General features: G+C 48.4%; 15 protein-coding genes. 10 read left to right on the top strand and 5 right to left on the bottom strand.

The window, feature by feature from the left end; translation table 11 throughout:
* Positions 1-92 precede the first annotated feature (92 nt).
* The 4 genes from HXZ99_RS10100 to HXZ99_RS10085 all read left to right on the top strand — a co-directional run bounded on the left by HXZ99_RS10100 (position 93) and on the right by HXZ99_RS10085 (position 2,765).
* Positions 93-614 carry a hypothetical protein gene (locus HXZ99_RS10100; RefSeq protein WP_194757182.1) on the top strand — a complete coding sequence of 174 codons (522 nt, stop codon included), beginning with the start codon at positions 93-95 and terminating at the stop codon, positions 612-614.
* Positions 611-1,771 carry a PQQ-dependent sugar dehydrogenase gene (locus tag HXZ99_RS10095; protein WP_194757181.1) on the top strand — a complete coding sequence of 387 codons (1,161 nt, stop codon included), beginning with the start codon at positions 611-613 and terminating at the stop codon, positions 1,769-1,771. Before HXZ99_RS10100 ends, HXZ99_RS10095 begins: the two co-directional genes overlap by 4 nt.
* A gap of 195 nt (positions 1,772-1,966) precedes the next feature.
* The gene (locus HXZ99_RS10090) at positions 1,967-2,458 is read left to right on the top strand and encodes a hypothetical protein (protein ID WP_194757180.1); all 492 of its coding nucleotides are present in this window, start codon (positions 1,967-1,969) and stop codon (positions 2,456-2,458) included.
* Positions 2,451-2,765, top strand: a complete 315-nt coding sequence (locus HXZ99_RS10085) for a hypothetical protein (RefSeq protein WP_194757179.1) — start codon at positions 2,451-2,453, stop codon at positions 2,763-2,765. Before HXZ99_RS10090 ends, HXZ99_RS10085 begins: the two co-directional genes overlap by 8 nt.
* Here HXZ99_RS10085 and HXZ99_RS10080 read toward each other — a convergent pair.
* The gene (locus tag HXZ99_RS10080; RefSeq protein ID WP_194757178.1) at positions 2,740-4,128 is read right to left on the bottom strand and encodes a flavin-containing monooxygenase; all 1,389 of its coding nucleotides are present in this window, start codon (positions 4,126-4,128) and stop codon (positions 2,740-2,742) included. The genes HXZ99_RS10085 and HXZ99_RS10080 overlap by 26 nt on opposite strands.
* Before the next feature lie 36 nt (positions 4,129-4,164).
* Positions 4,165-4,503 carry a zinc ribbon domain-containing protein YjdM gene (locus HXZ99_RS10075; protein WP_194757177.1) on the bottom strand — a complete coding sequence of 113 codons (339 nt, stop codon included), beginning with the start codon at positions 4,501-4,503 and terminating at the stop codon, positions 4,165-4,167.
* Between the two features lie 139 nt (positions 4,504-4,642).
* Between HXZ99_RS10075 and HXZ99_RS10070 the strand changes: the two genes are divergently transcribed.
* The 6 genes from HXZ99_RS10070 to nspC all read left to right on the top strand — a co-directional run bounded on the left by HXZ99_RS10070 (position 4,643) and on the right by nspC (position 13,375).
* The gene (locus tag HXZ99_RS10070) at positions 4,643-5,107 is read left to right on the top strand and encodes a hotdog fold domain-containing protein (RefSeq protein ID WP_194757176.1); all 465 of its coding nucleotides are present in this window, start codon (positions 4,643-4,645) and stop codon (positions 5,105-5,107) included.
* Between the two features lie 182 nt (positions 5,108-5,289).
* Complete coding sequence (locus HXZ99_RS10065; RefSeq protein ID WP_194757175.1) at positions 5,290-6,708, top strand: sodium-dependent transporter; 1,419 nt, start codon at positions 5,290-5,292, stop codon at positions 6,706-6,708.
* 87 nt (positions 6,709-6,795) lie between these two features.
* Positions 6,796-8,712 carry a GNAT family N-acetyltransferase gene (locus HXZ99_RS10060; protein ID WP_194757174.1) on the top strand — a complete coding sequence of 639 codons (1,917 nt, stop codon included), beginning with the start codon at positions 6,796-6,798 and terminating at the stop codon, positions 8,710-8,712.
* Between the two features lie 46 nt (positions 8,713-8,758).
* Positions 8,759-10,930, top strand: coding sequence for a prolyl oligopeptidase family serine peptidase (locus tag HXZ99_RS10055; RefSeq protein WP_194757173.1), 2,172 nt, complete (start codon positions 8,759-8,761; stop codon positions 10,928-10,930).
* A 90-nt stretch (positions 10,931-11,020) separates the two neighbouring features.
* Positions 11,021-12,223, top strand: coding sequence for a saccharopine dehydrogenase family protein (locus HXZ99_RS10050; protein ID WP_194757172.1), 1,203 nt, complete (start codon positions 11,021-11,023; stop codon positions 12,221-12,223).
* 15 nt (positions 12,224-12,238) lie between these two features.
* Positions 12,239-13,375 carry a carboxynorspermidine decarboxylase gene (gene nspC / locus HXZ99_RS10045; RefSeq protein ID WP_194757171.1) on the top strand — a complete coding sequence of 379 codons (1,137 nt, stop codon included), beginning with the start codon at positions 12,239-12,241 and terminating at the stop codon, positions 13,373-13,375.
* A gap of 11 nt (positions 13,376-13,386) precedes the next feature.
* On the opposite strand, the gene HXZ99_RS10040 is transcribed toward nspC, so the two are convergent.
* From HXZ99_RS10040 to murB, 3 genes are read right to left on the bottom strand one after another with little or no spacing between them, the layout of a single operon-like run.
* Positions 13,387-14,133, bottom strand: coding sequence for a type III pantothenate kinase (locus HXZ99_RS10040; protein ID WP_194757170.1), 747 nt, complete (start codon positions 14,131-14,133; stop codon positions 13,387-13,389).
* Positions 14,111-15,097, bottom strand: coding sequence for a bifunctional biotin--[acetyl-CoA-carboxylase] ligase/biotin operon repressor BirA (gene birA / locus HXZ99_RS10035; protein ID WP_194757169.1), 987 nt, complete (start codon positions 15,095-15,097; stop codon positions 14,111-14,113). The genes HXZ99_RS10040 and birA overlap by 23 nt, the downstream gene beginning before the upstream one ends.
* The gene (murB, locus tag HXZ99_RS10030; RefSeq protein WP_228517906.1) at positions 15,087-16,103 is read right to left on the bottom strand and encodes a UDP-N-acetylmuramate dehydrogenase; all 1,017 of its coding nucleotides are present in this window, start codon (positions 16,101-16,103) and stop codon (positions 15,087-15,089) included. Before murB ends, birA begins: the two co-directional genes overlap by 11 nt.
* Positions 16,104-16,367: the final 264 nt, after the last annotated feature.

Genomic DNA, 16,367 nt, shown 5'->3' with positions numbered 1-16,367 from the left:
CCGTTAAAAGTGGATGTTCTGTAAAGAGTTCGCTAAGTTAAGAGGCTTGGAGTAGAACGTTGCAGCCCTGCTGAACACCATTGAGGAATACTATGTCGAAAAAACCATCGCGAAGAAAACGGATTTTAGGATACCTGTGTGGGTTTATCCTCGCCGTCGTTTTTGCGGGCGCTTTGGGCTCCGTTATCCAAACCCAATTCAACTTACTCACCATCAGTGCCATTGGCCCAGACATAGATTTTCACACTCGGCTGGCGGTTACCTGCTACGACTTAGTGCATTTTGCCCCCTTTCTAACACTGATTATGGCAATCACTTTTCTATTTTCCCTGCCCGTTGCCCATGGTTTTGCCCGTATTCAAAAGCGCCAGTTTATTGGCTGGTGCGCAGCCGGAACGGGAATTGGCTTTTGGCTTGCACTGCAACTTATTGATCATGTGGCCCCAATGCCAACATTAATCGCAGCTACGCGAACCACTGCAGGAACCTTTTTCATGGTACTCAGTGCGGTCAGTGGTGGTGCTATCTACGCGTTGTTAAGTCGCTATTTTCGCCGTACCTTTCGAGGAAAAGTAAGCACATCAACAGATCCGACTGTAGGAGCGTCCCAATGAACCCCTGTCGTTTGCTCCAAACCTGTATTGTCACGGTTTTCAGCACATTGTTGTTATCTAGTTTCAATGACGCATTCGCTGCGGATACTAATGAGCCTGAAGAAAGGGATGAAGTTGCGCCTGCTTATGTGTTAACAGCGCTACCAGCGACTATTGAGTTTCCATGGTCGATGGCATTTCTACCGAAAGAGGAAATGCTCGTCACGTCGCGCGCCGGAAAACTCTGGTTGGTCAATTCCGCAACCGATGCATTAACGGACGTAACACCAGAGTTACAGGATCTGCTCGTTGACGGTCAAGCGGGGTTGTTTGAAGTAGCCCTTAGTCCTTCTTTTAACCGCGATAGAACGGTTTTTTTGAGCTGGGCTTGTGGTACTTTGCGCGCGAACAATACATGTTTGGGCAAAGGTTTTTGGAATGGCAGCGAACTCACCAACTTTCATCTAATTTTCCGCGCCAGCCCTGATAAACGCGGCAGTGCCCATTACGGGGGAAGAATTGCCTTTATGCCCGATTCCACCCTCATTCTTACCCTAGGGGATGGATTTGATTATCGCGAAGAAGCCCAGCGTATTAGTAATCACATTGGCAGTGTTGTTCGACTTGAACTCGACGGCACCGTGCCCTCGGATAATCCGCTAATTTCTAATCCCAAAGCGAAGCCGGAAATATTTACCTTTGGTCATAGAAATGTGCAAGGCGTTGCTTGGCATCCGGAGCGTCGCGCTATGTTTATTAGTGAGCATGGCCCCCGTGGCGGCGATGAAATTAACCTGTTACGCAGTGGTCAGAATTATGGTTGGCCGCTGGTCACGGGCGGTGTTGATTACACAGGTGCAAAAATCACTCCCTATCAAAATCTTCCCGGCCTTTCCGGCCCTGAATTTGAGTGGACGCCCTCTATCGCACCGTCGGGTCTTCTAATTTATCAAGGCGACATGTTTGCCGATTGGAATGGTGATTTCTTGGTGCCAGCCCTTGCCGCAAAAAAGGTTGTTCGCTTGCGCTATCAGGATGATCAGCTAACCAGCCAAGAAACGTTATTTGCCGAGCTTGAACAGCGCATTCGCTATATCGCCATGCACCCAGAAACTGGCGCACTGTATTTACTCACCGACCATTCTGCTGGAAAAATAATCAAAGTAACGCGCGAATGATTTTTTTGTGATCCAAGTTTTTATCTTGCGCGTTTAATCAGATACAGCAAGTTTGCCGGCTTGCTGTACGCTAGCAACGAGCTTGAGCCAGCATCCCCTGCTGGCTCTTTTTTTTAACGCCGCAAAGCCTTCGTTGTCTATACTCCATGGTAAAACGTATAGTTGAGTGCGTGAGCACACAATGTCGGAGGCGCCATGTCCCCTTTAAAATGTATGACTCGAACCCTGTTGCTCGGTGCAATCGTTTATTTTGCCATCGCCTGCGCCCACGGTATGCGCGTCCCCATGTTCTCAGATTTTCCAGTGACTGACATGTACACGGGCGAACGGGTCGCCCCCAATGTCGATGAGCCCCCCGCGCGAACGTTTCGCACCCGCCTTACCAACGCTGCTGCCCAAGACATTAACTTTGCCGGCGAATACGTGTTTACGACCTGGGGCTGCGGCACCAGTTGCGCGATGGCCGGTCTTGTCAACGTCCGCACTGGAGAAGCACGCGTGCTCGATGATACTTTTTGCTGCTGGTATGGGGATGACGAATGGTTTGATTATCGAGCCGACTCACGTTTACTTATTGTGCGCGGACGTTTGGGCGAGTTCTCAGAAGAGCATGGTGAGCACTTTTTTGTTCTAGATGATGGCCAATTACAGCGTATCCATTTTTCCCGTATGCCTGAATATGACTAGACGGAATTCCCAACGCTTTGAGCAACGTTCAGAACATCCGCTAACGCTCGATTATTACGAGCGCGCGCTCGATGAACTCATCGCGTCACCAGAGAAAATGGCGATCGTGCAAGATAATGTGACGTTCTATGCTCAGCAACAGCACTTGCCAAAGTCGGCGCAGGCTGCCCTGCGTCGTTTTGAACATTTTTTCGCTGTATCCGATAGCCCGACCGATCTGCGCCGCTGGGTGTTAGAGGATAGCTACGAGGGCAGGAAGTTTCGTCAATTTCCTTTGCTTTTTAAAGGGGTTTTACCTTCTTCGTAAAGAAGTCTTTGTACCGACCTTTTTTACCCTCGGGTGGCGTCCCAATCTCTAATCCTGACATTGCCAGCGCTGAACGAAGTTCTTGCCGAAATTGGTGATAGTCCACTTCGCTGGCGTGGCGCGGGCCACCTTCAAACCGATAATGTGGATTGTCCATTTCGTGTTGGATCGCCTTGTCCATATTGAGAGGTCGTGAATATAACCCCTGAATTTCCCGTACTGCCAGCTTTGCTTGATAGTCCGCCAACGGCCAAATGCATCCAAGTGGCTGGAATAGGCCAATAAAGTAAAGTCGATCCCATTGTTTGGGCATCATCTTCAGGTAAAGGGGTACTTTTTCACTGTGCTCAAAATCAATGATCTCCTTTCGAAAGAAAGGAAAGACGGTGCGAAAACCGGTACATGCCACGATAATATCAAACTCACCGCGCCGGCCATCAGCGAAACTTACCTGTTGCCCATCAACCTTGCTGATAGCGCGCTCAGGAGTGATGCGTCCGTGCCGAATAAAATCGAGCAAATCAGAGTTTACTGTAGGGTGATGACTCAATAACGGATGCTTGGGTTTAGGCAAACCATATTTCTTCTCGTAATCACCTTGCAGAAGTCGCACTAGCCAGGTCATCAACCTTTGTTTTAGACGCTTTGGAAACCAGGTGGGTGTTTTGGCACCCAACACATCACTGGGTAATCCAAACATAAACTTTGGCAAAAACCACTGTGGGCTTCGCATACTGAGGTGCACAGATTTGGCCACGCGAGCGGCCTCAACGGCAACATCGCAGGCTGAATTACCGGCGCCAATCACCAGTACCGATTTATCCCGCCATGTATCATTCACACCTTTAAAGTCGTGGGAATGGAGATAGGTTCCCGAAAATGTGCCAGGTAACTCAGGGTGACGGGGACACCAATGATGGCCATTTGCGACCATCACATGGGTGAAATGTGTTTGCTCTGCGTCATCGTCATGAGCTGTGGCGCCGCGCCAAGTGACACAAAAACCATCCTCTTCGGGCTCAACCTGAAGCACTTCCGTTTCAAATCGAATCGCGTCTAGCACGCCAAAGTGCTCAGCATAAGCATGAAAGTACGCTTGTAACTGCTCGTGGCTTGGATAATCAGGATAGTGCTCGGGCATTGGAAAATCTTCGTATTCAGACCAAGCTTTCGAACTGATGATATGAGTGTTTTCATACACACTGGAGTGGCCTGTTTTCGATCGGAATACCCAGTTGCCGCCCACTTGATTATTTTTCTCGAATACAACAACCTCGAGGCCCGCTTCAAGACAATTTTTAGCCGCAGCCAATCCACTTGGGCCTGCTCCGATCACAGCAACGCGCACACTTTCTTGCTTCATCACCACACTCCATTCGTTCAACCATGAAAAATAGCGCTACGCCTTTTTCACAAACTCCGTTTTCAATTTCATCGGGCCAATGCCATCGATTTTGCAATCAATGTCGTGATCGCCATCAACCAAGCGAATGTTTTTCACTTTAGTACCTACCTTAACCACTAGCGACGACTCTTTTACTTTCAGATCCTTAATAACGGTCACCGTATCTCCATCGTGCAACTCATTGCCATGTGCATCACGCTTTAACGGAACGTCTTGTTCCTCGGTTGGCGCAGATTCAGACCATTCATGGCCACACTCAGGGCACACCATCATCGCGCCATCGGAATATGCGTACTCGGAATGACATTGGGGACACGGGGGGAAATTAGACATTGATTGATTCACTCGAGAATGTAAATTTCTCACATCATGCATGAATTCCCACTAAATATCACCTATGCGAGGCGTTGACGTACTAAGCAAATAGCGAAACAATAACTTACCTCTATTCTGTGATTTGGGCGCTACGGCGATGTCTAATTATTTGTTACGTATTTACCACAAAACCTTAAAGCTTCCTTTTGGCCGCCATCTTTTTTCTATGATGTTCGCCCGCAAAGCGCCTTACTTCAAAAGCATCCGGCCCACCATTCGAGAGCTACGTCCGAACTTCTGTGAGCTTACATTTAAGAAGCGCAAAGCAGTTGAGAATCATATCGGTACAGTTCATGCGATTGCTCTCTGTAACGGTTTAGAGATGGCGATGGGTGCCCTTGCCGAAGCCTCGATTCCCAAACACCTGCGTTGGATCCCGAAGGGCATGACGGTGCAATACACGGCCAAAGCCAATTCAGACATTCGCATTGTTGCAGAAACATCGCCCGACGCATGGCAATGTGGTGATTTACCGGTCAAGGTGACGGGCTTTCGTTCCGATGGTACGCCAGTTATTACGGGTGAAATCACTATCTATATATCTGAAAAGCCGACAAAGTGAACATCGACTGAGCGATAAACGCTGCTATCACTTATAGCAAGGAGCACGACTTTAAGCCCATGGTGTTTGCTCACATGGGCTAAAACCTGATATAACGCTTTGTCAGCTTCACTATGATGAACCTGCCTCTCAGGTCATCCATTTACGAATTATTATTAAAACAACAAGAACAGGTACAAGTTATGAGCACAGCTCGCGAACATTTTAGCTCTCGAATTGGCTTTATTCTCGCCGCTGCAGGGTCTGCAGTAGGTATTGGCAACATGGTCGGTTTCCCCGTCGCTGCAACTAAAAATGGGGGCGGCGCTTTCTTGCTCATTTATGCACTTTTTGTTGTGTTCATTTGTTTGCCGATCATGCTTGCGGAAATGGGGCTAGGCCGCCGCACTCAATCTGATCCCCACGGCGCTTATGCCGCCATTGCCGGCTCAAAGCACCCATGGCGCTTTGCCGGTTGGTTAGCGGTGATCACCCCCTTTATGATTGGGGTGTTCTACATGGTCATTACCGTGTGGATTCTTGGCTATTTAGTGCAAACCCTGTTCGGTAATCTCAATGTTATTGCCGATCCTGACTATTTCGGCGTGTTTATTAATCACGGCAGTGTATTTGGCTACTTACTCATGGTCGCAGCCATTGTTTATATGGTTCTGGTGAGTGGTGTTCGCGGCGGTATCGAACGCGCAGCACGATTAATGATGCCTGCTTTGTTTGTTATGCTCATAGCGCTCGTGATTTTCGTACTTACGCTCGACAACGCATTCGCCGGGGTTCAATTCTTCCTTATTCCCGACTTTAGCAAGGTGGATGGCGGTGTGATTAGTGGTGCGCTGTCGCAAGCATTCTTCTCATTATCACTGGGGATGGGTATTCTCATCACCTACGGCTCTTATTTGCGCCAAAAAGATAATCTAGTAGGGGCCAGTAAACTGGTTCTTATCACCGATACAGCGGTTGCCTTTACTGCGGGCTTGATGGTGCTTCCGGCAATTTTTGCCATCAATCCAAATACCAATCCTGCAGAACTTAGCGAATCCTCAGTCGCTATGATTTTCACGTTCCTTCCGCAAATTTTCCTTGCGCTGTCGGCTTCGATTGGTTACTTGGGTGCCAGTATTGTTGCTGTTATTTTCTTTTTATTAGTTTTCGTGGCGGCGATAACCTCCTTGGTATCTATCATCGAAGTTCCCACAGCCACAATTGTCAGAAAATACAATGTATCGCGGCAAAAAGCGTTAGGCGTATTGGCCGTAACCATGGGTGTGCTCACCCTGATTGCGACAGCCTCATTTGGGATGGTCGCGTTCTTCACTGATTTCGTTGGCTACGGCGGCAGCCGTCATTCATTTTTCGATGTGATCTATGACGTGTTCTACGACACCGTGCTGCCACTCAATGGATTGCTCATTTGTTTGTTCGTGGTATGGCATTGGAAGAAGAACAATTTTCATGATGCACTGAATGAAGGTGCCGTGAACTACAGAGGTGGCTTATTAGAAAAATATGTCAGCTTCTCTCTAACTACCTTTATTCCCGCTATACTTGCCATTGTGTTTATTAATACGGTGCTTGGAAAGTTCTTTAACGCGGCATTGTTTTAAAACATTCGGTGATCAAAAAGCGCCGAGTTCGGCGCTTTTTTTTTGGCCCAATCGCCGCTTAATGGTTATGCATAAAACAGGGATGCTGTGAACGCAACTCACACACTGACAATAACGCGAACGCTTTATTTGCTCGACCACAGGCTCGAGATGCCTAGCTTGCCTGAAAATCAACTTTTCTGCGCGCTCGATCAACGCCATTTGGCGCAATACCGTCGCTACCTAGGCGTTGAGCATCAACTTGTGTATCTGGATTTTCGCCAAGGCATGCATGCAGATGCGCTCGTCGCATTAGCCGGAACCGTCCGGCGCGATGGCGCCATACTGATTCACTGCGACCTGCAACAAATCACCGCTACGCTTGAGCGACTACTCGATCTCAGTGATGACTTTCCGTGTGTGCAGCCACTGGCTGATTTGAACCAGCTAGAACAGCTGATAGTATCTGCATCCGCGCAATGTGACAGTGAACCACCCCCTTTCTCTCCAACCGTCGAACAGCAAGAACTATTGGCGCAACTCGATGAACTCCTTCCACAACAAAGTTCCTGTGTTGCTTATCTTGAAGCTGCACGAGGCCGGGGTAAGTCGAGCATTCTCGGGTATTGGATCGCGACCCGCGCGATCACCGCGACCATTTGTGCCCCCTCAAAGGCGCAAGCCGACACCTTGCTTGCGCGAGCTGAAGGTGGTTCTTTTCGCTTTATTCCGCCGGATCAACTCCTTGACTGGGAACCTCAAACGCCAACGGAATGGCTAGTTATTGATGAAGCAGCCAGTGTTCCTGCTCATGTTATCAATCGTTGCCTGCGGCGTTCGGAACGTTTAATCCTTGCAAGTACATCCGAAGGCTATGAATGTGCTGGTCGTCATTTCTCACTGCGGTTGAAAAAGCATTTGCCCCAGGCTTTCGATAACGTCTGTGAGCTAACACTGACTAAGCCCATTCGTTGGCCCGAACAGGATGCGCTTGAACACCTGTTAAATGAAACCTTCTGCATGTACCAGGGAAATCCACCGCAGCTAACAGAGGCAGATCTTAAGCTCGATTTAACCATTCGATTTGCCAAGCCCACTGATCTGGCGCTGCATGAATTTACCGATGTTTTCACCCTGTTGATGGCCGCGCATTATCAATCATCGCCTAATGACGTTCGCATGTTGCTCGACGATCCCCAGCAGCAACTGATTATGGGTTATTTGGGAGAGACATTAATTTGCGCCTGTTGGCTAGCCTTTGAAACACCGATGTCTCGAGAATTGCGAGAATCCGTTTGGCAAGGTAAGCGCCGCATTCCCGGTCACCTTATCTCCCAGTCTGTGGGGTATCACCTGCGTGAGAAAGAACTCATGGGGAAATCCTATGCGCGCATCACGCGCATAGTCGTGGCATCAGAATTGCAAAATCAGGGCTGGGGGTCCAAGTTCCTTACGCGTATTCTCAATTTCTATCGAACGTCTGGCTACTTTGCCCTTGGAACCAGTTTTGGTGCCGCGCACGATCTTCTCAAATTTTGGCGTCATGCGGGCTTTCGGCTATTACGTTTTGGACAACGAACCGATGCCGCCAGTGGTTACGTTTCGGCATTGATGCTGTATCCGTTAACCCACTCGGCGACAATCGAACTTGATTGCTTACAGCATCGCAATATGCTCACGCTGCCTTTTCAAGCAATCAAACAACCCCAAGACCGCTTCTTTTACGTACTGCCTGTCACTAAGCTAACAGCCAGTGATCAAATTATGCTCTCACGGTATCTGCAAGAAACCTTGATTGCGTTTCTTGCTAGCTGGATAAATTTTGGGTTGGTACAGCCAGTTCTGGCCGCCGCCCTGCATTATCAACTCATCACCTTTCCTGACGATCTGCAGCCACAGATATACGAGGCATTGATGAGTAACGCGCCCCTCAAAGACTTGGCTAAGCGCTGGAATTTGCAAGGTAAAAAAGAAGCTGAAGGCTATCTACGTGACGTTTGTGCGCAAGCACGCCTATCGGTATAGTAATTGCCTCAACAATCGATATTTTTGATTTATCATAAGGATGATCATGGGTTCGTATATAACTAATATCAATAAAAAAGCGGGCAACATTGCAGTGATTTCTGCCCTTCTTTTGCTCGCAGGCTGTTCACAAACCTACGAGCCCGACACTGCAGTGCCTGCAGGTCCACAATACCCGGATACGCCGACGGTTTCTCAGATAGATACCTATCATGGCATCGAGGTGGCCGACCCATATCGTTGGCTTGAAGATATGAACTCTGAGCAAACCCAGCAGTGGGTGAACCAACAAAATAGGCTTACCTTTCCCTATCTTGAAAGCTTATCAACGCGCGAGTTTTTCAAAGATCGCTTAACGCAAGTATGGAATTACGAGCGCTTAAGCACACCGTTCCGTGTCCACGATCTCTATTTTTACTATCGCAATCAGGGATTACAGAATCAGTCTGTCTTGTATGTCACTGACGATGTGACTCACCCTGGCCGCGTGTTAATTGATCCCAACCAGCTGAGTGACGACGGGACGGTATCCCTTTCTCGTGTCTACGTCAGTCCCCGGGCCAATTACATAGCCTATGGCGTCTCCGATGGCGGTTCCGATTGGGTTGAATTCAAAGTTCGCGATATCACCACCGGAGAGGATTTAATTACTTCGATTACCGGAACCAAGTTCACCAATTTAACGTGGTTACCGGACGAGTCTGGCTTCTACTACAGCCGCTATCCTGACGGTGATGATGGTCTCGCCGATGATCAGCAAACCGTGCAAATCTATTTTCACCAGTTGGGCACCGTGCAAAGTGCCGACGAGCAAATTTACGCGGTTGATAGCGAACGCCCAATTAACCCCTATCCGACAGTCACAAGCGATGGTCGCTTCCTAATGGCCACCCACTGGGATGGCTATATCGCCAATGCGGTTTATGTGCTGGATCGCTCTGATGCAACAGCTAACTGGCAGCCATTATTTGATGCGTGGGATGGCCTTTACTCGCTGATCGAAACCGACGGTAATATTTTCTATTTCTCCACAACTCAAGATGCTCCGACAGGCCGTGTTATCGCTGTGGATGTAAATAATCCAGCACAAGAAAACTGGCAAGAGATTATTCCAGCCCGTGATGAAACCCTAGGTGGCATCTCCTATGTGGGCGGAACTTTTTTTGCTAGCTATCTAAAAGACGCGCAATCCATGGTTCATCTCTATGATGCCCACGGACGTTTCCAACAAGCCCTTGAACTGCCCGAAATAGGTACTGTTTCTGGATTCAGTGGCGATAAGAATCATCGTGAAACCTTCTTTAGACTGACCGGTTTTACCCAGCCTGGAGCTGTTTATCGGTTCGATATTAGTGATGGTTCCATTGATTTACACCAACAAACGCAAGTCAATGCCGAACTCTCTGGATATGTAACGGAACAAGTATTCTACGAGAGTAAAGATGGCACGCGCATTCCTATGTTCATTGTTCGCCATGAATCAACAGCGCTTGATGGGAATGCTCCTCTTCTGCTGCACGGTTATGGCGGATTCAATGTGTCTATCACGCCTGGGTTTAGCCCAGCGCGCTTGGTCTGGCTTGAACAAGGTGGAATTTTGGCGCTGCCGAATCTACGGGGTGGTGGTGAATATGGATTCGAATGGCATCAAGCCGGCACGCGTCTAAATAAGCAAAACGTATTCGACGATTTTATTGCGGCTGCTGAGTACCTTATCGAGCATCAATATACCAATCCGAATCGCTTGGCCATCCAAGGTGGTTCAAACGGTGGGTTGCTAGTTGCCGCCGTGACGATACAACGTCCTGAGCTCTTTGCAGCAACACTGCCTGCCGTGGGCGTATTGGATATGCTGCGCTACCACACGCCAAGCGCAAACGCTCGGGCTTGGAGTGATGATTATGGTTTAAGTGAGAATCGTGATGAGTTTGAAGCATTGTATGCCTACTCACCCATTCACAATACTGAAGCCGGTGTTTGCTATCCGGCAACCTTGATCACCACAGGCGATCACGATGATCGTGTGGTACCATGGCACAGTTATAAATATGCGGCTGTCATGCAGCGTGACCAAGGGTGTGATAACCCAATATTACTGCGTGTTGAAACCCGTGCTGGCCATGGCGCTGGCACTCCAACCTGGATGCGAATAGAGCAAATTGCCGATCAATGGGCATTCTTGGTAGAGCATCTAGGGGTCGAACACAGCAGAAATTAATCGACAAACGATTGCTTTTGAACACGGGCGTAGGCACAATCGCGCCCGTTTTATATACATAACCCAAGCATCAAAAAAGGGGTGAATATTATGTCTCGAGTTTTAGTTATTGGTGCCGGTGGCGTCAGTTCAGTTGTTGTTAAAAAATGTGCGATGCTTCCTGAGTATTTTGGTGAAATTCATCTCGCCTCGCGCACCTTATCAAAATGTGAGCGCTTGCAAGAAGAAGCAGGGAAAGATCGGGTTGTAGGCGTTTACCAAGTAGATGCGGATAACGTAGATGAACTCGTTGCTCTTATTGAAAAAGTGCAGCCAGCGCTGGTCATCAATGTCGCGCTGCCATATCAAGATCTCCCAATCATGGATGCTTGTTTAGCCACAGGCGTGCACTATCTTGATACTGCCAACTATGAGCCTAAAGACGAAGCTAAATTTGAATACAGCTGGCAATGGGCATATCACGATCGCTTTAAAGAAGCAGGATTGATGGCACTACTAGGCTCTGGCTTTGATCCAGGCGTAACCAATGTATTTACTGCCTATGCTGCAAAACACTATTTTGACGAGATTCATTACCTCGATATCGTTGATTGTAATGGTGGTGACCACGGCCAAGCCTTTGCGACTAACTTCAACCCAGAAATTAACATCCGTGAAATCACGCAACGGGGCAAGTATTGGGAAAATGGCGATTGGCATGAAACCGATCCTATTAGCGTTCGCAAAGATCTTGATTACCCAGGTGTGGGTGTGCGCGCATCATATCTTCTTTTCCACGAAGAGTTAGAGTCGATCGTTAAACACTTCCCTACGATTAAGCGCGCTCGCTTCTGGATGACTTTTGGCGATGCATACTTAAACCATTTGCGCGTGCTCGAAGGTATCGGCATGACGTCAATTAAGCCAATCGACTTTAACGGCCAGCAAATTGCCCCATTGGAATTCTTAAAAGCTGTTCTTCCTAACCCAGGTTCGCTGGCGGAAGGTTATGAAGGTTTAACCTGTATCGGTACCTACATTACCGGCATGAAAGACGGCAAAGAAAAGACTATATTTATCTATAACAATTGCGACCACGCTGAGTGTAATCGCGAGGTTGGCGCCCAAGCAGTGTCCTACACCACCGGTGTACCTGCAATGATTGGCGCATCACTGATGCTCCAAGAAAAATGGATGAAGCCAGGCGTGTGGAATATGGAACAGTTCGACCCTGACCCATTTATGGAGCGTTTAAACCAGTATGGTTTGCCATGGAAAGTGTTAGAAGTTGATACGAATCCATTGGCAGACTAATCAGGAGTGATAGCGATGAGCAACCCTTACTTGTCGGCACAGATTCCATCACCGTGTTACGTGATGAATGAAAAAAAGCTTCGAGAAAATCTTGAAATCATGAAGCGTGTGCAAGACGAAAGCGGTGCCAAAATTATTTTGGCACTGAAAGGCTTTTCCATGTGGAGCACCTTTCCGCTGGTTCGTAAGTACTTACAAGGATGCACCGCGAGCTCTGCGTGGGAAGCTGAACTTGCCGCCGACGAGTTCGGGAAGGAAGTTCATGCTTATTCGCCCGCGTACAAGCCGCAGGATATGGATATTTTGCTAGAACATTGCTGCCATATTTCCTTTAACAGCATTACTCAGTGGCACTTGTATCGCGATCATGTGAAACAAGAAAAGGTATCCATGGGCTTACGCGTCAATCCTGAGCATCAAGAAGCGTCAACGGAGCTCTACGATCCTTCAGCGCCGGGTTCACGACTCGGTGTATTAGCGTCACAGCTTGAAGGTGAGGACCTCACGGGTATCGAAGGCCTTCACGTCCACAACTTATGTGAATGTGACTCCTACGCCCTTGAGCGCACCCTTAAGGCCGTTGAAACTAAGTTTGCTAAATGGTTACCGCAGATGAAATGGCTAAACCTTGGCGGCGGTCACTTGATGACGCGCAAGGGCTATGACGTAGATCATCTTATTGCGCAGCTCAAGCGGTTACGCGAGCAATATGATCTAGAGGTCATCTTAGAGCCAGGTTCTGCGGTTGCATGGCAAACGGGGCCTCTTGTCGCTCAAGTTGTCGATATCGTTGAGAACAACGGAAAAATCGCGATTCTGGATATTTCAGCAACAGCGCATATGCCTGATGTTTTAGAAATGCCCTATCGACCCACGATTACCGATGCCGATCTCCCTGGCGTAAAGGCACACAACTACCGTTTAGGTGGAAATAGTTGCTTGGCAGGCGATGTCATTGGTGAGTACAGTTTCGACAAGAAATTGAAACCGGGTGATCGGGTCGTTTTCGAAGACATGATGCACTACACCATGGTGAAGACAACGTACTTCAACGGCGTTGAGCATCCTGCAATTGGAATTCTTGAAGAAAGCGGTATTTTTAGATTAGTTCGCAAGTTTAACTACCACGACTTTAAACATCGTTTATCGTGAGTAGTCTGTACTTAGCTTAGCCCTTGGAACGTTACCCACTGCGCTAAGCCTTCCAGTACTAAATGAGGCCTTTTCTCTACGACGCCATTAGGACCGTGAGGAAGGGCCTTTTTATTAATTAGCTTGGCATCGCCACCCGTAAGGATGATCCGGTCTGGGTATTCTTGAAGAGATTCTTTTGCAGCCATAACTGCTTCTGCCGCAAAGCCTTGTAGGCTGGCCTGGCAGCCTAAATGTATGGCCGCCTCAGTACCGGTGCCCAACAAGCCAACCGGCTGCTGCTCACTAATACGCAACCGACTACTTTTCTGAATCAAGGCTTCCTGCATTAACCGAAAACCAGGCGCAATCCAGCCTCCCAAATGTGCTCCATCCGCATTCATCACATCAAGAGTAATTGCGGTACCCGCATCGATAATAGCCACCGACTCTTTGGCCGGTCGCATTCCAAGCAGGGTAAGCCAACGATCAACACCGAGCCGGCTTGGGTCTTCGTAACACAAAGTAATATCGTAACCAACTTCCACCGTTGCCTCATGCACGTCAATACGCCCTGAGCACGCATCACGCAAATGATTCAAATGCTCCTCACGGGCAACGCTGGCAACCGCTAAGTAGGAAGCATGTGCCGACTGAATGTATGCGAGCAGTGGCTCAATCTCAGAGCCCACGGCAATAAATTCAACCGTCCCTTGTGCCGCGGCGCGTGCCAGTTTCCACCGGGTGTTACCAAATTCAAGAAGAAGGGGTTCGGACACTGATCTCGCCTCCAAAATACCGCTTTAAGCCATCATCTTGCTGCACCAAAAACGCACCCATTTCATCAATACCGCAGCCAATACCTACATGTTCATGTTGACCAAGTAATACACGGACAGGGCGCTGGTAAAAATAGTCAAAGCGACGCCAGGTTGCTAATACATTCGCCAAACCCTCTGCGTCGTGCCCTGTTAAGGCGTGCGCACAACGATGGACGATGAGAGCAGCCCAGCGGTTACGATCGACAGGGTCGTCTTGATGGGCCTGAATTGCCGTATAGGGTTGATCGATCTCGAGCATGTCATCAGGCATGCTTAAGTTAATCCCAATTCCTACGATAGCAAAACCTTCGCCTTCTGCCTGCCCTTCGAGTTCAACTAAAATTCCCGCCGCCTTTTTGCCGCCGATGTAGACATCATTCGGCCATTTTACCGCAACATCAGAAATACCTTGTTGCGATAGCTCCCGGGCTAAAGCCAATCCCAGTGCAACACTCATCCCTGTTGCAGAATTCAGTCCGTCTTTCAGTGGCCAATACATCGACAAATAAAGATTCGTGCCGAACGGCGAAAACCAAGCGCGGCCTCTGCGCCCCCGCCCTTTTGCTTGCATTTCAGCAAGGACAGCAGCCCCAGGCTTGAGTTGCGCCTTCTCGGCAATTTTTTGCTTCAAAACATCATTGGTTGAATCAGTTACATGAAGCACTTCGATATCTAAATGCTTACTGGAATGGGGTAAATGCCTGCGGATCTCATCGAGATCTAACAATTGAATAGGTTGCGCTAAGCGATAGCCTTTTCCGGTAACTCGAAAAATATCCACACCGAGTTTGCCCAGTTTTTGCACATGCTTATTGATCGAAGCACGCGAAATTCCAATCTTTTCGCCCAACGCCTCACCAGAATGGAATCGACCATCTGCCAAAGTTTGCATGAGAATCGAATCGATGTCTTTACGCGCCATGATGCCACCAATGGGCCTTCGGGATTAGCCCAAAACTATTTAATAAACGAACTTCCGGTTCCAGTCTTATACCATATATATCATATACTTGAGCAATAATTTTATGTGCCAACTCGGTAATATCTTGGCCCGTTGCCGAACCCCGGTTAACCAACACTAAGGCTTGATTTTGATGAACGCCGGCATCCCCTACCTGCATCGCCTTCAGCCCTGCTTTGTCGATTAGCCAACCTGCTGGCACCTTGCAATATGCTGCGTCTATCGGGAAAACAGGCAAATTGGGATACTGCGCTCTTAACCCTTCTACCGTTTCCACAGCTAAAATAGGGTTCTTAAAGAAACTTCCCGCATTGGGGATTTGCTGCGGATCAGGCAATTTTCGTTGCCGCACTTCAATGACTCGTTGCATTACCGCCTCGGGTGTTGATGCAGCAGATAGATCGGCAAGGTCGGGATAGTTTAAACGTGGCGACCACGATTTAGGGAGTCGTAACTGCACGCTAGTGATCACAAATCGCGAAAATTGAGAGGTCTTGAAAATGCTCTCACGATAATTAAATTCACACGCCGCGTTTTGCAGCCGGCGCATCTCTTGTGCATCAAGATCATAACCCTCAACCGAGACCACAAATTCACTTAGCTCAACACCGTAGGCGCCAATGTTCTGAACCGGTGCGGCACCGACACTTCCCGGAATTAACGCAAGATTCTCTAAGCCAGGCATATTGCGAGCGAGTGTATACTCAACAAGCGCATGCCAATTCTCGCCGGAACCAACGTTTAAAATCCAAGCGTCAGATTCCTCCTGAACCTCGATACCAAGCAACTGGACCCAGAGCACACTGCCATCGAAATCCTCGGTAAAAATTGTGTTTGTACCCTCACCCAAAATCCAAAGATCTTGTGTGTTAGGTAAATCTCGCAATTGATCGAGTGATGTCACTTTGATCAAGTCCCGAGCATACACAGGAATTCTAAAGCTATGCTTATCTTGCAATGAAACCATATGATGAATAAACGATACCGTTAATTTAACTGAATTGTATCATTCAGTGCCCGTCACAGGTGATTTTCTTTCTGAAAACAACAAAAATCCGCAATTGCGTACACTATCTTGAACCAACCATCAGGATACCGCGCCGACCCCCAGGCTGAGAATAGACGTAGCCAACGCACCGCGTTGGTCCGTGAGCTGGCCTTTCGCCAGAGCCGGAGAGTAGGACAGCTTTCTATGCGCAGGCCACGCTCTGCAACACATCCATGTGGCGGA

It is taken from the genome of Aliidiomarina indica (genome assembly GCF_015354615.1).
In the GTDB taxonomy this organism is placed as follows: Bacteria; Pseudomonadota; Gammaproteobacteria; order Enterobacterales; family Alteromonadaceae; genus Aliidiomarina; species Aliidiomarina indica.
This window is presented reverse-complemented; position numbering and strand designations above follow the sequence as displayed.

Excerpts from the sequence above, each read along its gene's own strand:
- HXZ99_RS10080 (WP_194757178.1), bottom strand. The coding sequence starts at position 4,128 with ATGAAGCAAGAAAGTGTGCGCGTTGCTGTGATCGGAGCAGGCCCAAGT.
- HXZ99_RS10055 (WP_194757173.1), top strand. The coding sequence starts at position 8,759 with ATGGGTTCGTATATAACTAATATCAATAAAAAAGCGGGCAACATTGCA.
- HXZ99_RS10050 (WP_194757172.1), top strand. The coding sequence starts at position 11,021 with ATGTCTCGAGTTTTAGTTATTGGTGCCGGTGGCGTCAGTTCAGTTGTT.
- nspC (WP_194757171.1), top strand. The coding sequence starts at position 12,239 with ATGAGCAACCCTTACTTGTCGGCACAGATTCCATCACCGTGTTACGTG.
- HXZ99_RS10095 (WP_194757181.1), top strand. The coding sequence starts at position 611 with ATGAACCCCTGTCGTTTGCTCCAAACCTGTATTGTCACGGTTTTCAGC.
- HXZ99_RS10065 (WP_194757175.1), top strand. The coding sequence starts at position 5,290 with ATGAGCACAGCTCGCGAACATTTTAGCTCTCGAATTGGCTTTATTCTC.
- birA (WP_194757169.1), bottom strand. The coding sequence starts at position 15,097 with ATGGCGCGTAAAGACATCGATTCGATTCTCATGCAAACTTTGGCAGAT.
- murB (WP_228517906.1), bottom strand. The coding sequence starts at position 16,103 with ATGGTTTCATTGCAAGATAAGCATAGCTTTAGAATTCCTGTGTATGCT.
- HXZ99_RS10090 (WP_194757180.1), top strand. The coding sequence starts at position 1,967 with ATGTCCCCTTTAAAATGTATGACTCGAACCCTGTTGCTCGGTGCAATC.
- HXZ99_RS10100 (WP_194757182.1), top strand. The coding sequence starts at position 93 with ATGTCGAAAAAACCATCGCGAAGAAAACGGATTTTAGGATACCTGTGT.
- HXZ99_RS10070 (WP_194757176.1), top strand. The coding sequence starts at position 4,643 with ATGTCTAATTATTTGTTACGTATTTACCACAAAACCTTAAAGCTTCCT.
- HXZ99_RS10085 (WP_194757179.1), top strand. The coding sequence starts at position 2,451 with ATGACTAGACGGAATTCCCAACGCTTTGAGCAACGTTCAGAACATCCG.
- HXZ99_RS10075 (WP_194757177.1), bottom strand. The coding sequence starts at position 4,503 with ATGTCTAATTTCCCCCCGTGTCCCCAATGTCATTCCGAGTACGCATAT.